Origin of the sequence: Rhodococcus koreensis, from assembly GCF_900105905.1 — a bacterium.
Taxonomy (GTDB): Bacteria; Actinomycetota; Actinomycetes; order Mycobacteriales; family Mycobacteriaceae; genus Rhodococcus_F; species Rhodococcus_F koreensis.
Map to the genome: position 1 here is coordinate 4,517,479 of NZ_FNSV01000005.1, position 17,479 is coordinate 4,534,957.

8 protein-coding genes are annotated in these 17,479 nt (G+C 68.7%); 5 read left to right on the forward strand and 3 right to left on the reverse strand.

Annotation, left to right across the window (positions count from 1 at the left end):
- Positions 1-105: 105 nt before the first annotated feature.
- Positions 106-381, forward strand: coding sequence for a hypothetical protein (locus BLV94_RS25145; protein ID WP_072938560.1), 276 nt, complete (start codon positions 106-108; stop codon positions 379-381).
- On the opposite strand, the gene BLV94_RS25150 is transcribed toward BLV94_RS25145, so the two are convergent.
- Positions 378-1,079: an MspA family porin gene (locus tag BLV94_RS25150; RefSeq protein WP_072938563.1), complete on the reverse strand. Its 702-nt coding sequence runs from the start codon at positions 1,077-1,079 to the stop codon at positions 378-380. The genes BLV94_RS25145 and BLV94_RS25150 overlap by 4 nt on opposite strands.
- Positions 1,080-1,293: 214 nt before the next feature.
- On the opposite strand from BLV94_RS25150, the gene BLV94_RS25155 reads away from it, so the two are divergent.
- From BLV94_RS25155 to BLV94_RS25170, 4 genes are all read left to right on the forward strand, one after another.
- Positions 1,294-3,090 carry a glycosyl transferase gene (locus tag BLV94_RS25155; protein WP_072938565.1) on the forward strand — a complete coding sequence of 599 codons (1,797 nt, stop codon included), beginning with the start codon at positions 1,294-1,296 and terminating at the stop codon, positions 3,088-3,090.
- A gap of 55 nt (positions 3,091-3,145) precedes the next feature.
- Positions 3,146-6,379, forward strand: coding sequence for an arabinosyltransferase domain-containing protein (locus BLV94_RS25160; protein ID WP_072938568.1), 3,234 nt, complete (start codon positions 3,146-3,148; stop codon positions 6,377-6,379).
- A 66-nt stretch (positions 6,380-6,445) separates the two neighbouring features.
- Positions 6,446-9,769, forward strand: coding sequence for an arabinosyltransferase domain-containing protein (locus BLV94_RS25165; protein ID WP_072938571.1), 3,324 nt, complete (start codon positions 6,446-6,448; stop codon positions 9,767-9,769).
- Positions 9,770-9,877: 108 nt separating this feature from the next.
- Positions 9,878-10,852 (forward strand): hypothetical protein, encoded by a 975-nt coding sequence (locus tag BLV94_RS25170; RefSeq protein ID WP_072938574.1) that lies wholly within the window; start codon positions 9,878-9,880, stop codon positions 10,850-10,852.
- A 26-nt stretch (positions 10,853-10,878) separates the two neighbouring features.
- Here the strand turns inward: BLV94_RS25170 and BLV94_RS25175 are convergent, their stop codons facing one another.
- Together BLV94_RS25175 and pks13 are read right to left on the reverse strand one after the other, a co-directional pair.
- Entirely contained in the window at positions 10,879-12,423 is a 1,545-nt protein-coding gene (locus BLV94_RS25175) for an acyl-CoA carboxylase subunit beta (RefSeq protein ID WP_072938577.1), read from the reverse strand.
- Positions 12,420-17,453 (reverse strand): polyketide synthase Pks13, encoded by a 5,034-nt coding sequence (gene pks13 / locus BLV94_RS25180; RefSeq protein ID WP_072938580.1) that lies wholly within the window; start codon positions 17,451-17,453, stop codon positions 12,420-12,422. The genes BLV94_RS25175 and pks13 overlap by 4 nt, the downstream gene beginning before the upstream one ends.
- Between the last annotated feature and the right edge of the window lie 26 nt (positions 17,454-17,479).

The window sequence follows — 17,479 nt, forward strand, 5'->3', positions numbered from 1 at the left end:
GTTCGCGTTTACTCGGCCCTGCTCGCGGGAACACCGCAGCCAATCAGGGAAGCGGGTATTTTCCGCGCCCTGAGGGGAATTGTCGGGTCGTCGCGAGGAGCGGTCATGCCGGATGCAGTGGAGCCTCGACGTGCCGGCAGCGGTGCCGAAGACTATCTTCTCGGCACCGCTCCCGGTGAGGTGATCGTGCATGCCGGACTCGCAACGACGATCGGAGCGATCATCGGTGTCTACGTCGGGCACTGGGCGCTTTTCGTGGTCGCAGTGCTCGGCGCCGCCGTGTTCGTCGCCGGCGACGTCGTCGTCCATCTGAGTCGACAAAGGTCGCCGGACATCAGTCCGGCGACCCCTGTCAGGCACCCTGTCGGGCGGGCTGCCTAGTTGAGCTTCTGCGGCACGCCGTAAGTCATCACGGTGTCACCGTTCTCCGTCACGGCCATCGCGTACGGACGGATGGTGACCGGCCCGATAGCACCGGAGATGGAGCCATGAACTCCCTGCATCCTGACCACAGCCGCCGATCCGTCGAACTCCTGCCCCTCGAGGAGCGGGACGGTGGTGATTCCACCCGGTTCCAGGTCGATATCGAGTTCCTGCGACGGAATGATGTCACCGGCGAGTTCCGCGTTGGTCCCTGCGTTCAGGTCCAGCGTGAAGTCGGGGACGAGTCCCAGGTTGATTCCATTACTCGACCCGATTGCGAACCCGAGTCCGGGCGAGTTGAGGACGATGGTCGCGCCTGCCAACGAGACCGGGTAACCGATCTGATAACCGACGGTGAGCTGAGTTCCCTTGAACTCTTCCGCGTTCGGCCCGGTGATGGCGACCCCCGCGTAACCGTTGTGGAAGAACTCCACGCTGGTAGGTACGCCGTCCAGCGGCGGTACGACCTGATACTGCGTGTCGCCCTGGACGACTTCGATGCGATTCCCTCGTGCATCGATCACGGAGCTGGAATTGTCCACGCCGGCCGACGCCGTGCCGTTGCCCATGACCATGGCGAGCGCGGCGATGCCTGCGACTGCAACCGTCCGTGTGAAGCGTTTGTACCCAAATCGAGATGTGCTGATGTCCGTCATGCCGACCCCATTCAGAATGCACTGCAACCGATACGGAAAAGCATGCTGAGCGTAACCAGTGGGGCAGAAGAATATCCCTGTATTGATCAGAAGTTCACAAATCAACTTGATGTGATACACGCAACAATTACCCGATCGCAACCCAGGAAGCTCTCAGCGACCTCCGGTACCCTCGATCGATTGACATCGACCCGAGAACCGGAGGCGCTGCTGCGTGACTGAGATACTCACCCCGGTCGAGACGACTCGGCCCGCCGGGAGCACCAGCACCACCGCTCGCCCTGTCCGCTCCCGTTTCCGGCCGCACCCGGCCGATGTCGCAGCGGTCGTCTTCTACGTCGGCCTGGCCGCATTCGTGTTGGCCCGCCAGTGGAAACACCTCGGAACCGGCTATCTGGTGCGCAGCGGCCAGGACCAGACCATGTGGGAGTGGTTCTTCGCGGTCGCCGCACGCTCGCTGGTCCATCTGGAGAACCCGCTGTCCAGCGACCTGCAGAACTATCCGCTGGGCGTCAATCTCATGGGCAACACGGCGATGTTCGGCATCAGCATTCCGCTGGCGCCCGTCACACTGTTGTTCGGACCGAACGTCACATTCACTCTGGCACTCACACTTGGCCTGTCGGGCACGGCAATTGCCTGGTATTGGGTCTTCTCACGGCACGTCGTGTCCTCGCGACTCGCGGCGGCCGTCGGCGGCGGCCTGTGCGGTTTCGCACCCGCCCTGATCTCGCACACCAACGGGCATCCCAACTTCGTCGCCCTGTTCCTGCTGCCCTTCATCGCGCTCGCCGTGATCAGGCTGGGCAGCGGCGCGCGACCCGTGCGCGACGGCATCGTGCTGGGACTGCTGATCGCCTACCAGATCTTCCTCGGCGAGGAACCCCTGCTGATCTACGCGCTGGCGTTCACGGTCTTCGGGATCGCCTACGCGGCGTCGCGCCCGCGGACCGCGTTCGCGGCAGTCAGGCACAGCATCAAGGGTTTTGCGGTCGCGGGCGGCGTCGCGCTGGCCGTCGCCGCCGTTCCCCTGTGGTGGCAGTTCTTCGGGCCCGACAGCTACCGCGCGATCGAACACGGCCCGGTGGGCAACGACACCGAATCGTTCACCAGCTTTCCGACATCCTCCCTGGCAGGCGAGCCCGGGTCCGCCGAGTTCAGCATGAACGCCACCGAGGAGAACGCGTACTTCGGCTGGCCCCTGCTGATTCTCCTCGGTCTGTCCGCCCTGTGGCTGTGGCGGATGCCGCTCGCACGCGCCGCGGCCGCGACGGTCGCCGTGATGGGCGTCCTGTCGCTCGGGACGTCGCTGACGATCGGCGGCTGGGACACCGGAATTCCGTTGCCGTGGAAGCTGATCTCACACCTGCCGCTCCTCGAGTCCGTCCTCGAATCACGCTTTGCGATGGGCTGCCTGCCCGCCGCCGCGCTGCTGCTCACGCTGGGCACCGACCGCGCCCTGGCGTCCGCCCGCGAGGGCCAGCGGACCACCACGCTGCTGTGGGTGGGGTGGCTCGCGGTGGCGCTGCTTCCGCTGACGCCGACACCCCTGGCAGTCGTGCAGCGGGACGCCGCGCCGAACTTCTTCGCCGACGGTACGTGGCGGGACTACGTCACCGACGGTTCCGTCGTCACGGTGCCGCTCCCCTCCCCGGAAAACGCCCGGATGCTGCGCTGGCAGACCGAGCAGGATCTCGCATTCCCCATTGCCGGTGGATATTTCGTCGGCCCGGCCGGCAGCGAGCAGCGGGGCAAGTACGGGCCCGACGACCGCCCCACCGCACTACTGCTCGCGTCCGCGCAGTCGTCCGGCCAGGTGCCGGTCATCGACGACGCGACGAGGGCCCAGGCGCTGACCGACCTGAAGTTCTGGAACGCCGACGTCCTGGTCCTGCCGCACACCCAGAACGATCGCGTCCTGCGGGAGACGGTCCGGCAACTCGTCGGGGCGCCGGCGAAACCCGTCGACGGCGTGTGGCTGTGGGACGTGCGGTGGCTGCGCCACCCGTGAGTACTTATTAACCGCCGGACGTTAATAAGTACTCACGGGTGACTAACATCGTGCTGTGCCACAACCGCCGCTGCCCGACGTCCGGAGCATCCGCACTTCCCGGCTCATCGCGATCGTCACCGGCCTGATCGGTTTCGTTCTCGCGCTGGCCACCCCGTTCCTGCCGGTCAAGCAGGACGCCGCGACGATCGACTGGCCGCAGAACGGCACGCTCGGTAGCGTCGAGGCGCCCCTGGTCTCGTACACACCGCTGGCCCTGCAGGTGAACGTTCCCTGCTCGGTGTTCACGCAACTCGGGCCCGACGGCGGCACCGTCGTCTCGACCCTCCCGAACCGGGCGCCAGACTTCGAGAAGAACGGCCTCGTCGTGAAGGCGGGCGCCGGCGGCACGGTCGACGTCACCCTTCGCGGCAGGTCCCTGATCTCGGCGGGTGCGGCGGACCTGCAGGGCTGCACCGGTCTCACCGTCACGTCCGACTACCAGCGGACGTCGGCCGAGGTCACGGGCACCGCCGAACCGCTCGCCGGTTCCGTCGAGGGCGACCAGCGACCGCAGATGGTCGGCCTGTTCACCGACCTGCAGGGGGCGGCGCCCGCCGACCTGAATGTGCACGTCGACCTCGACTCCCGGTTCTCGTCGAGCCCGACGCTGCTCAAACTGCTGGCGATGATCGTGTGCGTCCTCGCGACGCTGACGTCGCTGTACGCGTTGCACCGCGTGGACGGCATCGACGGCAGGCGCGCCCGCCGCTTCCTGCCTGCGCACTGGTGGAAGTTCACCGGTGTCGACGCCGTCATGATCGGGACGCTGCTGCTGTGGCACGTGGTGGGCGCGAACACGTCCGACGACGGCTATCTCCTGGGCATGGCGCGGGTGTCGGAGCATTCCGGTTACATGGCCAACTACTTCCGCTGGTTCGGCGTCCCCGAGGCGCCGTTCGGCTGGTCGTACGAACTGCTCGCGACGCTGGCGAAGGTGAGCACGGCGAGCATGTGGATGCGACTGCCGACGCTGCTCGCGGCGCTGCTCTGCTGGATGGTGATCAGCCGGGAGGTCATTCCTCGCCTCGGTGTCGCCGTGCGCCGCAACAGGACTGCCCTCTGGACCGGTGGCCTGGTCTTCCTGGCGTTCTGGTTGCCGTACGACAACGGGTTGCGCCCCGAACCGGTCATCGCGCTCGGCGCCCTCCTCACGTGGTGTTCCATCGAACGGGCCATCGCCACCGGACGACTGCTTCCCGGTGCCGTCGCCGTGCTGATCGCCGCGTTCTCCCTCGCCGCCGGACCGTCCGGGCTGATCTGCATCGCGGCCCTGATCGCGGGTGCGCGGCCGATCCTGCAGATCATCATCGCGCGCGGCCACCGGGTGGGATTTGCGTCCCAGATCCTGCCGATCCTCGCCGCGGGAACGGTCGTGATGGTGGCCGTCTTCGCGGATCAGACACTCGCGACGGTGCTCGAATCGACGCGTGTCCGCACCGCCCTCGGACCCAACGTGGCCTGGTTCGACGAGCGGCTGCGCTGGGATTCGCTGATGGGGATCTCCCCGGACGGCTCGCTGGCCCGCCGGTTCGGTGTGTTCGTGATGCTGCTGTGCGTCGTGGTCTGCGTGATGCTGATCCTGCGCAAGGGGAAGGTGCCCGGGACCGCGATCGGGCCGTCGCGCCGCATCCTCGGCATCGTGTTCGCGTCGCTGCTGCTGATGATGTTCACGCCCACCAAGTGGACCCACCACTTCGGGGTGTACGCGGGGCTCGCGGGTTCGGTCGCGGTGCTCGCCGCGGTCGGGGTGGGGGCGGCGAGTATCCGCTCGAAACGGAACCGCACGCTGTTCGCCGCGGGTGTCCTGTTCATCCTCGCGGTCGCGTTCACCAGTTCCAACGGCTGGTGGTACGTCTCCAGCTACGGCGTTCCGTGGTGGGACAAGCCGCCGATGATCGCGGGCAAGGGTTTCTCCACGCTGTTCCTGGGACTCACGGTCCTCACGCTGCTCCTGGCCGCCTGGTACCACGTCCGCGAACCGTACGAGACGGGCAAGAAGCCCAACGGGAAGCGCGCCCGGATGCTCGCGCCGTCGCCGCTGACCGTCGCGGCCGGTGCCGTCGTCCTGTTCGAGGTGCTGTCGCTGCTGAAGGGGGCCGTCGCGCAGTACCCGGGGTACTCCATCGCGAAGGCCAACATCGAATCGGTCACCGGCGGCACGTGTGCGCTCGCCGACGAGGTCCTCGTCGAAACCGACCCGACCGCCGCCCTGCTGCAACCGCTCACCCCCGTCACCGACCCGAACGGTGCAGGCGCGTTCGGTGCGACGTCCGCGGAGGGCTTCACCCCCAACGGCATCGCCGACGACCTCACCGCCGACTCCGAGAAGATCGCCACCGGCGGCGCCAACACCGTCGACACCGAAACCGACGAGACGACCACGGGCACCAGTTCCGGCACCGGTGGCGGCACCGAGGCCACCGCCGGAGTCAACGGCAGCACCGTGACGCTGCCGTTCGGTCTCGACCCCGCCCGAACCCCCGTCCTCGGCAGCTACCAGCCGGGCGGGGAGCAGAAACCCGCCTCCCTCACCACCGGCTGGTACGGGCTGCCCGACCGCAGCGACGACGCACCGATCCTGACGATTTCGGCGGCCGGACGCATCCGGTCGGTCGACGCGGACGGCGTCGTCACCCCCGGCCAGAGCCTGAAGGTCGAGTACGGGGTGGCCGGTCCCGACGGGTCCGTCACCGCGCTCGGCGCGGTCGACCCGATCGACATCGGACCGTCCCCGTCCTGGCGCAACCTGCGGGTGCCGCTCAATCAACTGCCCGCCGAGGCGAACACGGTCCGGCTCGTCGCGGACGACCCGGACACCGACCCCGGACAATGGCTGGCCGTCACGCCGCCCCGGGTGCCGAAGATGCAGACCCTGCAGACCGTCGTCGGGTCCAGCGACCCCGTGCTCCTCGACTGGGCCGTCGGGCTCGCATTCCCCTGCCAACGCCCGTTCGACCACCGGTACGGGGTCGCCGAGGTCCCGCAGTGGCGCGTTCTTCCCGACCGCATCGGCGCCGAGTCCACGAACGCCTGGCAGGACAAGTTCGGCGGCGGCCCGCTGGGCTGGACCGACCAGTTGCTGTCGGCGAGCACCCTGGCCACCTACCTGTCGAACGACTGGGACCGCGACTGGGGTTCGCTCGAGCGGTACACGCCGCTGGACGAGTCGGCGACGCCCGCCGAGGTCGAATCCGAACAGGTGACCAGGTCGGGTACCTGGTCGGCCGGACCGGTGCGTTACTACTAGAAGCGCCCCTACCCTCTGGTAGGCGGCAATATGCCTCCTCAGGTTCCTGACATACCATCGACAACCGTGCCCGACGCTCTGACAACTTCCGTCTCCGATCCCGAAGCCACTTCGCCGCCTGCTCGCCAGGACCGGCGGAGTGAGTACCGGACCGCTCGTCTGATCGCCATCGTCACCGGCCTCATCGGGTTCGTGCTGGCGGTGGCCACCCCGTTCATGCCGGTGCAACAGACCACCGCAGCGGTGAACTGGCCGGAGAACGGCGTCGTCGGCGACCTCGAGGCACCGCTGGTGTCGCAGGTCCCGATCGACATGTCGGCGTCGATCCCGTGTTCGGCGGTGGCCGGGCTTCCCCCGCAGGGCGGAATCCTGCTGGCCACGGCCCCCGCGCAGGGCGAGGGTGCAGCGCTCAACGCGATGTTCGTGCGGGTGTCGGACAAGTCCGTGGACGTGCTCGACCGCAACGTCACCATCGCCACGGCGCCCCGCGAACAGGTGCAGTCGGGCGCCTGCAGCGAGATCCGCATCACATCGAACATCGGCGCGACGTCCGCCGAGTTCGTGGGCCTGACCACCCCGGCCGGCGACCCGATCGCCGGTTCCCTCACCGGTGACCTCCGCCCGCAGGTGGTGGGTGTGTTCAGCGACCTCCGCGACGGGGCGGCGCCGGCCGGTCTGTCGTTCACGATGAACGTGGACTCCCGGTTCTCGTCGAGCCCCACGCTGATCAAGCTCGTCGCCATGATCGTGGCTCTCCTCGCCACGGCGATCGCCCTGGTCGCCCTCGGCCGCCTCGACGGCACGGACGGGCGCGGGCACCGCAACTTCCTGCCGTCGCACTGGTGGAAGTTCACCGGACTCGACACGATCGTCGTGGGCACGCTGGTGCTGTGGCACTTCATCGGCGCGAACACCTCCGACGACGGCTATCTGCTCACCATGGCCCGGGTCTCCGACCACGCCGGCTACATGGCCAACTACTTCCGCTGGTTCGGCGTCCCCGAGGCGCCGTTCGGCTGGTATTACGACGTCCTCGCCGCGATGGCCAAGATCTCGACGGCCAGCCCGTTCATGCGACTGCCCGCCCTGATCGCCGGGATCCTGTGCTGGATGGTGATCAGCCGGGAGGTCGCTCCGCGCCTCGGCCGGTCGGTCCGGCGCAACAAGGTCGCGCTGTGGACCGGCGGACTCGTGTTCCTCGCGTTCTGGCTGCCCTACAACAACGGTCTGCGGCCCGAGCCCATCGTGGCGCTCGGCGCCCTGCTCACGTGGTGCTCCATCGAGCGTTCCATCGCGACCGGACGCCTTCTCCCCGCGGCCGTCGCCGTCCTGATCGGCGCGTTCACACTCGCGGCCGCCCCGACGGGCCTGATGTGTGTGGCCGCCCTGCTCGCCGGCGCCCGCCCGCTCGTCCGGATCGTCGTCAAGCGCCACCGTCAGGTGGGGACGCTGCCGCTGCTGGCGCCGATCGCGGCCGCGGGCACGATCGTCCTCGTGGTCGTGTTCGCCGACCAGACCGTCGCCGCGGTGATGGAGGCCACCCGGGTCCGCACCCTGATCGGCCCGAACCTCGAGTGGTACAAGGACTTCCTGCGCTACTACTACCTCTTCGTCCCGACCGTCGACGGTTCCGTGGCCCGCCGCTTCGCGTTCCTGACGATGATCCTGTGCCTGCTGACGACGCTGTTCATCCTGTTGCGCCGCAGGCGGATTCCCGGTGCCGCCACCGGACCGTCGTGGCGCCTGCTCGGTGTCGTGTTCGGCACGATCTTCTTCATGATGTTCAACCCCACCAAGTGGACCCACCACTTCGGGGCGTACGCGGGCATCGCCGGTTCGCTGGCCGCGCTGACCGCTGTCGCGGTGTCGGCGTCCGCGCTACGGTCGCGCCGCAACCGGACGATCTTCCTGGCCGGACTGCTGCTCATGCTGGCGTTGACGTTCGCGGGCATCAACGGCTACTGGTACGTCTCGAGCTACGGCGTGCCGTGGTTCGACAAGACCGTCTCCATCGGCGGACGCCAGTCCAACACGTTCTTCCTCGTCCTGTTCGGGCTGGCCGTCGCCCTGGCCGCCTGGCAGTACCTGCGTGAGGGATTCGCCGCGCCACCCGTCCGCGCCAACACCGAGAAGGGCAGGCGGATCAGGAAATTCGCGGCCGCCCCCCTCACCGTCGTCGCCGGCATCATGGTGCTGTTCGAAGTCCTCTCCCTCCTCAAGGGCGCCGTCTCCCAGTACCCGGCGTACTCGCTGGCCCGCTCCAACTTCGACTCCCTCACCGGGCAGACGTGCGGGCTCGCCGAGGACGTCCTCGTCGAAGGCGACACCAACGGCGGAAACCTCACTCCCATCAACGATCCCGCGCAGCCGCTCGCGAACCCCGCCGACCCGCTCGGCGGAGCGAACCCCGTCGGATTCTCGCCCAACGGGGTGCCGTCCGACCTGACCGCCGACTACGTCGAGGTCAAGCAGGGCATGGGCAACACCGACAACCAGAGCGTCGGCCCCAGCTTCGAGACCGGATCGAGCGCCGGAACCAGCGGCGGCACCGGAAATGTCGGCGTCAACGGCAGCACCGCCAAGCTGCCGTTCGGACTCAACCCGGCCACGACACCCGTCATGGGCAGCTACCAGGAAGGCGTGCAGGAGCCGGCGACGCTGTCGTCCAGCTGGTACGCCCTCCCCGAACGCAGCCACGACACCCCGCTGATCGTCATGTCCGCCGCGGGCCGCATCTGGTCGGTCGACGCGACCGGCGCCCTCACCTACGGTCAGTCGCTGCTGCTCGAATACGGCAAGCGTCAGCCCGACGGCACCGTCCAGGCCCAGGGCACCTACCTGCCCAAGGACATCGGGCCCGCACCGTCGTGGCGCAACCTGCGCGTGCCGATCAGCGAACTGTCCCCCGACGCCGACTCCGTGCGGATCGTCGCCAACGATCCCAACCTCACCGGCGATCAGTGGCTTGCGTTCACCCCGCCGCGGGTTCCGAAGCTCGAGACCCTCAACTCGACGATCGGCAGCTCGCAGCCCGTGCTGCTGGACTGGGCCGTCGGACTGCAGTTCCCGTGCCAGCGCCCGTTCGACCACCAGTACGGTGTCGCGGAGATGCCGAACTACCGCATCCTCCCCGACCGTCCGCTGGCCGTCAGCTCCACCGACACCTGGCAGTCCGCGGAGAACGGTGGCCCCCTCGGCTTCACCGAACTGCTCGCCAGCGCCACCGCCATCCCCACCTACATGCGGGACGACTGGGGACGCGACTGGGGCTCCCTCGAGCGCTTCGACCGGTACTACCCGGACGCCACCGCGGCCACCGTCGACACCGAGACCGCCACCCGGTCCGGACTGTGGAAGCCGGGCACTCTGCGGGTGTACCCCACCCCGTAGCGGTCTCGGAGAGGCGGAGTTGTCCACAACTTTCCGTCCATCCACAGGCCAATTTCCGACCTGGGCTTTTCGGCCGCGGATCGCTGCGCCCGGGGCAGGCTCGGACCCATGCGAACCGAAAGCTGGGCCGAAGACCTCCCCGGGACAGCCGCTGCCGGCCGCGACGGAGTGGTCCGAGCGGCTGCCCTGGAACGGCTGGGCGTCGCCAAGGACACCATCGCCGCGCGCCGCCGCGACGGTGGTCCCTGGCAGCGGATCCTCCCCGGCGTCGTCCTCCTGCACGACGGGCCACCGACAACGCTGCAGCGCAACCTGGCGGCGCTCGAATACGGCGGCCCGGACGCGCTCCTGTCGGGTCACGCCGCGCTGGCCGCGCTCGGCTACCCGGCGTCACCGCCCCGGAACGACGTGCTGCTGCTCATCCCGTCCACCCGGCATCGCCGGGACTGGTCGTACGTGAAGGTCGAGCGGACGCGGCACCTGCCCGCACCCGTCCACCGGGGGCTCCTGCGCCTCGCTCCGCCGCGGCGCAGCCTTCTGGACGCCGGACGTCGCACGCTCACGGCCGAGGCCTGTCACGCGCTCCTGACCGAGGGAATCCGGCGTGGCGACGTGACGATAGACGAACTGGTCCGCGAAATCGCACACGGCAGCGACCGCGGAAGCCACCTGCCGCGGGCAGTCCTGCGTGAACTGACCGAAGACGCGCATTCCGCCGTCCGGGTCCACGCGCAGAATGTGTATGCGACGAGCGGGCTTCCGCCGATGCGGCACGACGTGGACGTGCTGTCCGCGGCCGGGCTGTGGGTCGCCCGGCCCGACGGCTGGCTCGACGACGTCGCCGTCGCCTGGGAGATCGACTCGCCGAAGTACCACTTCTCACCCGAACTGCACGAGGCGACGAGGCAGCGGCGGGCACGGATGCAACGTGAGGGAATCGTCGTCGTGACACACCTGCCGGAGCAGATCCGGGGCGACCCGTCGACCGTTCTCGCCGACCTGCGCGCTGCGTACACGCTGGCCGCGTCGCGCCCCCGGCCGCCGGTGTTCGTGCACACCGAAACGCACCTGCGGTCGGCATGACCGCCGACCGCAGGTGCGGGAACGAACTACAGCGGCATCAGGTCGTGCTTGCGCGGATTGCGCTGCACCGTCTTGTCGCGCAGCATCGTCAGCGCCTTGCGGATCTCGAGCCGGGTGGTGGCGGGCTCGATGACGGCGTCGATGTATCCGCGCTCCGCGGCGATGTACGGCGTCGCGATGTTCTCGTTGTAGAAGTTGATCAACTGCCGGCGGACGGCGGGCGCGTTCTCGCCCGCGGCCTCGATCTGCCTGCGACCGATCAGGTCGACAGCGCCCTCGGCGCCCATCACCGCGATGCGGGCGGTCGGCCACGCGAAGTTGATGTCGGCGCCCAACTGCTTCGAGCCCATGACGGCGTAGGCGCCGCCGTAGGCCTTGCGGATCACGACGGTCACCTTCGGCACGGTCGCCGTCACGAACGCGAAGATGAACCGGCCACCGCGCTTGATGACACCGATCCGCTCCTGCTCGAGCCCGGGAAGGAATCCCGGGGTGTCGACCGCGAACACCAGCGGGATGTCGAAGGCGTCACAGATGCGGATGAAATGCGCGGCCTTGTCCGAGGCCTGCGCGTCCAGCGCACCCGCCGCGACCAGCGGCTGGTTCGCGATCACCCCGACCGTGCGGCCGTCGACGCGGGCGAAGCCGGTGATGATGTTCAGCGCCACCTGCCCGCCGATCTCGTGGAACTCGCCGTCGTCGAAGATCCGCAGCAGGATGTCGTGCATGTCGTAGCCGGCGTTGTCGGCGTCCGGGATGAACGTGTCCAGATCGCGGTCGGAGTCCGTGATCTCCGGTTCGAGACCCGGATTGACGACCGGCGGCTTCTCCATGCAACTCGACGGCAGGAAGCTCAGGTACTTGCGCACCCACTCGAACGCGGCCTTCTCGTCGGGCGCCACATGGTGCAGGTTGCCGTACTGGGCCTGATTCCGGGCACCACCGAGTTCGTCGAGGCTGACGTCCTCGCCGGTGATCTTCCGGACCACCTCGGGCCCGGTGACGAACATGTACGACTCCTCGGTGGCCACCAAGACGTCCGTGTTGATCGGCGCGTACACCGCACCGCCCGCGCACTTGCCGAGAATCATCGAGATCTGCGGGCACATGCCCGACAGCGGCTCCTGCCGACGGCCCAGCTCCGCGTACCAGGCCAGCGACGTCACCGCGTCCTGCACTCGGGCTCCGCCGGAGTCGTTGATGCCGACACACGGGCAGCCGATCTTCGCGGCGAACTCCATGATCGCGGCGACCTTGCGCCCGAACATCTCGCCGACCGAACCACCGAACACGGTCTGATCGTGCGAGAACACCGCGACCGGGCGTCCCTCGACGGTCCCGTGGCCGGTGACCACGCCGTCGCTGTACAGCGCATTCGGGTCACCGGGCTGGCGCATCAGACCGCCGACCTCGATGAAACTCCCCGGGTCCAGGAGCATGTCGATGCGTTCCCGTGCGCTCGGAATGCCCTTCTTCGCGCGCTTGGCAATAGCCTGCTCGCCCGCGGGTTCCTTTGCCGTTTCCAGCTTTTCGCGCAGTTCGGCAAGCTTCTCTGCGGTCGTGGTGGTCACTGATGCGCTCCGGTTCCGGCGGCCTGGATCGCCGCCAGCTTCTTGGTGAGGTCGGCACCGACCTTCGCGATGTACGGCTCGTCGACGATCTGGATGTGATCGCCGCCCACGTGGATGATCTCCAGGTTCTTCACCGCGTCGCCCCAGCCGCCGTCCGGCTTCCGGGTCTTGAACGCGGGCTCCAGGTTCATCACGTCGTCGTGGTAGCGGTCGGCCATGTACAGGACGACGTCGCCGTCGTACTGCTCGAGCTCGGCGGTCTGGATGGCCCGGTTGTCGAGCCACGACGTGCGCTGGTGCTCGATGATTCCGCCCGGAATCTTGGTGCCACTCAGCTTGAGCAGTTCCGTCAGGATCTTGATCTGCTCTTCGTCGCTCTCCGCCGCCGCGAGCTTGTCGTACGGCAGCGGGTAGTCGACGTTGTACGTCTTCTTCGCGAACGCCGCGTACCGCTGCCAGCGCTTACGGATCTCGTCGGGAGTGTCCTCCACCTTTTCCCCGGCCATGACCGTGTCGATCAGGCCGACGATCCGGACGTCCGCGCCCGACTCGCGCAGCAGCTTCGCCACCGCGTACGCCAGCACACCGCCCAGCGACCAGCCGTACAGCACGTACGGTCCGTCGCCCTGGATCTCGCGGATCAACGGCAGGTACTCCGCCGCGCGGACATCGATCGGCCCCTCGGTGCGCTCGAACCCGTACATCGGCGTGCCCTCGGGCAGACGCTTCAGCAGCGGCTCGTACGCGACGGTCGACCCGCCTGCCGGGTGGAACACGAACACCGGGACGGCGTCGGATCCCTCCGGGCGAGCCCGCAGCGCGCGGACCAGCCCGTCGATCTTGCCGGAATCCTCGAGGAAGCCGCGCACCACATTGGCCAGTTCCTCGATGGTGGTGGAATCGAGGACGTCGTCGAACGTGATCTCACCGTTCGCGCGCTCCGACAGCCGTGCCGCCAGCTTCTCCGCCGTCTCGTCGTTCAGGATCGGCAGCGTGTTGAAGATGCCCTTGGCGGACTCGCCGGTGACGACGGCCCACGTGGCGAACGTCAGACGTTCGGCGGCGTCGCGCGGCGGAACGTCGGTGCCGGTCGCCTCGGCGAACGCTTCCTTGCTGTCCACGGCGGTTTCCTCGGGCGCAGCCTCCGGGACAGGGGTGGCCGCGATGATCGCCTCGGCCTCCGCCTCCACGGACGTGTCCTCGGCGTCGAGCGGGGCCGCGGAATCACCGTCGGCCTCCGCATCACGGTCGGCCTCCGCGGCCTCCGCATCACGGTCGGCCTCCGCGGCCTCCTCATCACGGTCGGCCTCCGCGGCCTCCTCCGCTTCCTTCTCGGCCTTCTGCTTGTCGGCGAGGGCCTGCACCTCTTCGCGGTTCTCGACCGCGTAGCGCAGGTACTTGCCGACCTCCATCAGGTTCGCGTCACGGACCGCCTGCAGCTGCAGCTGCGGGATGTCGAACTCGTACTCGACGCGGTTCTTGATGCGGACGGCCATCAGCGAATCGAGTCCCAGCTCGATCAGCGGGATCTCGGCGGGCAGGTCCTCCGGGGCGTAACCCATGGACTCGGCGACGATCAGCGCGAGACGGTCTTCGAGCGTCTGCGAACCGTTCGGGTCCCACTTCTCGCCGATGTCCTCGACGACCTCGGGCAGCTCCTCCACCGGCACCGTCGTCTGCACCGGCGCCGCACCAACATTCCCCGTCGCTTCGCTCGCCCCGACAACCGGTTCAGGCAATGCCTCACCGGACGTGACGGCGGCGTCGAACAGCAGCGTGAAACTCGCACCGCTCTTCGCGTGCACCTGCAGCGATGCGCCACCCGGATGCGGGTTGAGTGTGGTGGTGAGCGTTCCCTCCGCGGGCGCGTGGGCGTGCAGGACGGACGCGGCGAGCGTCACGTCCGACAGCACCTGCGACGCGGCGGCGGTGACCAGGGCGGGCAGGTCGGTGACCGCGCCGGCCTGGACCTCCCACACGTGGCGGCCGTCGGGCAGCGACACGTGCGCACCCGGAACACGGGTGTTGCCGCTCGAGTCGATCCGCGTCTCCACCCAGTACGGCTTGCGGATCCACGCGGTGCGCGGAACGGCCGCGAAGTCGCCCTCGGGCAGCAGCGAGGACAGGTCGACGGCGTGCCCGTGGACGTACAGCTGTGCGAGCGCGGCGAGGACACCGAGCGGCTCGTCCTCCTTGCGCTTGAGCGTCTGGATGAGCTGCATGTCGTGCAGGCCGGCGTCGAACGCGGTGGCGGCCACGGACATCAGGGCCACCGGGTTGGGCGCCAGCTCCACGAACGTGGTGTGCCCGCTGCCGACGGCGAGGCGGACGGCGTTGGTGAAGTACACGCTGTGGCGCAGACCCTTGGTCCAGTACTCCTCGCGGTGGATCGGCTCGTGGCCTGCGCGGTAGTAGGTGTCCTTGTCGACGGACGAGTACACGCCCAGCTTCAGCTTGGTCGGTTCGATGCCCGCCAGTTCCGCGGCCAGCTCGCCCAGCAGCGGGTCGACCTGAGAGGTGTGGCTGGCACCCTTCGTCTTGAGGACGCGGGCCATCTTCTCCTCGCCCTCGGCCCGCGCGACGATGGCGTTGACCTCAGGCTCCGGGCCGCCGATGACGGTGTGCGTCGGGGCCGCGTACACGCAGACCTCGAGGTGCGGGAAATCGGTGAAAACGGTCTCGATCTCGGATGCGCTGTACTCGACGAGCGCCATCAGACGGATGTCGTCGCCCTCGAGCGTGGCCTCGGCCTCGCCCATGAGGCGGGACCGGGCGCAGATCACCCGGACCGCATCCTCGAGCGGCAGGCCACCCGAGATGTATGCGGCAGCGGCCTCGCCCATCGAGTGTCCGACGACGGCCTCGGCCTCGGCGCCGTGGTGACGCAGCAGGGCAGCCAGACCGATCTGGATGGTGAAGATGCCGACCTGCGACGTCTCGACGTCGTAGTCGATCGCGTCGTCGAGGAACTTCTCCTTCATGGAGTAGCCGGCCTCGTCCTCGATCAGCGCGTCGACCTCGTCGATGGCCGCGGCGAACACCGGGTTCTCCAGGTACAGCTGCTTGGCCATCTTGCGGTGCTGCGAACCGAAGCCCGACAGAACCCAGACGGCGCCCTTCGACGACGGCGAGTCCGCGGTGAACACACCCTGCCCGGGCTTGCCTGCGGCGACGGCGCGCAGACCGGTGACGGCCTCCGAGCGGGTCTTCGCCAGGACGACGGCCCGCGAGCGACCGTGGTTGCGGCGCGCGAGAGCGCGGGCGACGTCGGCGAGCGGGGTGGTGCTGCCCTCTTCCGTTTCCAGCCAGTCGGCCAGATCGGCGGCGGCCCGGCGACGACGCGACGGCAGCGCACCGGACACCGCGAGGACGACCGTCGGCTCGGTCTCGGCCACCGCTACCTCGGCGGGCACGACCGTGTCGGCGGGCTCGGCGGTGTCGTCGACGGCAGGCCCGGTGTACTCGCGCACCACGACGTGGGCGTTGGTGCCACCGAAACCGAATCCGGATACACCGGCGACGGCCGCGCCCGTGTAGCGCGGCCACGCCGCACCCTCGGGAATGACTTGCAGGTGCGCCTTGTCGAACGCGATGTACGGGTTGGGTCCGGCGAAGTTCAGCGTCGGGGGAAGTGTGTCCTCCCGCATCGACAGCACGACCTTGATCAGACCCGCGGCGCCCGCGGCGGCCTCGAGGTGACCGAAGTTGGTCTTGGCCGAGCCGAGCAGGGCGGGCTTGTCGTCGGCGCGTCCACGACCGACGACGCGTCCGAGCGCGTCCGCCTCGATGGGATCGCCGAGGATGGTGCCGGTGCCGTGCGCCTCGATGTAGTCGACGCCTGCCGGGTTGATGCCCGCGTCCCGGTAGGCGTGCCGCAGGACGTCGGCCTGCGCGTCCGGGTTCGGGGCCGCGAGACCGTTGGAACGGCCGTCCTGGTTGACGGCGCTACCGGCGATGACGGCGAAGATCTCGTCGCCGTCGCGCTCGGCGTCCTCGAGGCGCTTCAGGACGACGAGACCGCCGCCCTCCGCGCGGATCATGCCGTCGGCGTCGGAGGAGAACGCCTTGATGCGGCCGTTGGGGGCCATCACACCCAGCTGGTCGAAGCCCAGCGTGGCGGGCGGCGCGACGAGCATGTTGACGCCGCCGGCGAGCGCGAGGTCCGACTCACCGGTCCGCAGCGAGCGCACCGCCTGGTGCACCGCGACGAGCGAGGACGAGCAGGCCGTGTCGAGGGCGATGGACGGTCCGCGGAAGTCGTAGAAGTACGACACCCGGTTGGCGACGATGGATGTCGACGTACCGGTCAGCGCGTACGGGTGCGCGTGGACGGGGTCGCTGACGGCGAGCAACTGGTAGTCGTTCGCCGAGCTGCCGATGAACACACCGACCTGCTCGCCCTTGAGGTCGCTGGCCGGGATGCGGGCGTGCTCGAGTGCCTCCCACGTCAGTTCCATCGCGAGGCGCTGCTGCGGGTCGACGTTCGCGACCTCCAGCGGGGACATCGCGAAGAACTCCGCGTCGAACGTCTTCACGTCGTCGAGGTAGCCGCCCTGCGTGTTGGCCTTCTCCACGGCGGCCTTGATCTGCGGGTCGGAGGTGAACTCCTCCCAGCGGCCCTCGGGCAGGTCGGAGATGCCGTCGCGGCCCTCCGCGAGCATCTGCCACATCTCGGCGGGAGTCGTGCCCGCACCCGGGAAGCGTGCGGCCAGGCCCACGATCGCGATGTCGTGCGCGTCCGACGTCGGCGCCGACGCGTAGTAGGCGGCGTCGGCGGAGTCGTCGGGCTGCTCGGGTTCGCCCTCGATGATCCGGGTGGCCAGCGACGCAATGGTGGGGTGCTGGTAGGCGACCGTCGCGGTGAGCGTGACTCCGACCAGTTCTTCGATCTCGCCGCTGAGTGCGACGGCGTCACGCGACGACAGACCGAACTCTTCCATCGGGCGGTCGTCGGTGATCTGACCGACCGGTTGCCCGGTTGCGTCGGCAATCCAGTTGCGCAGCCAGTCGCGCAGCTGCGCGACCGTCATGTCACCTGTGCTGCCGGTGACATTCC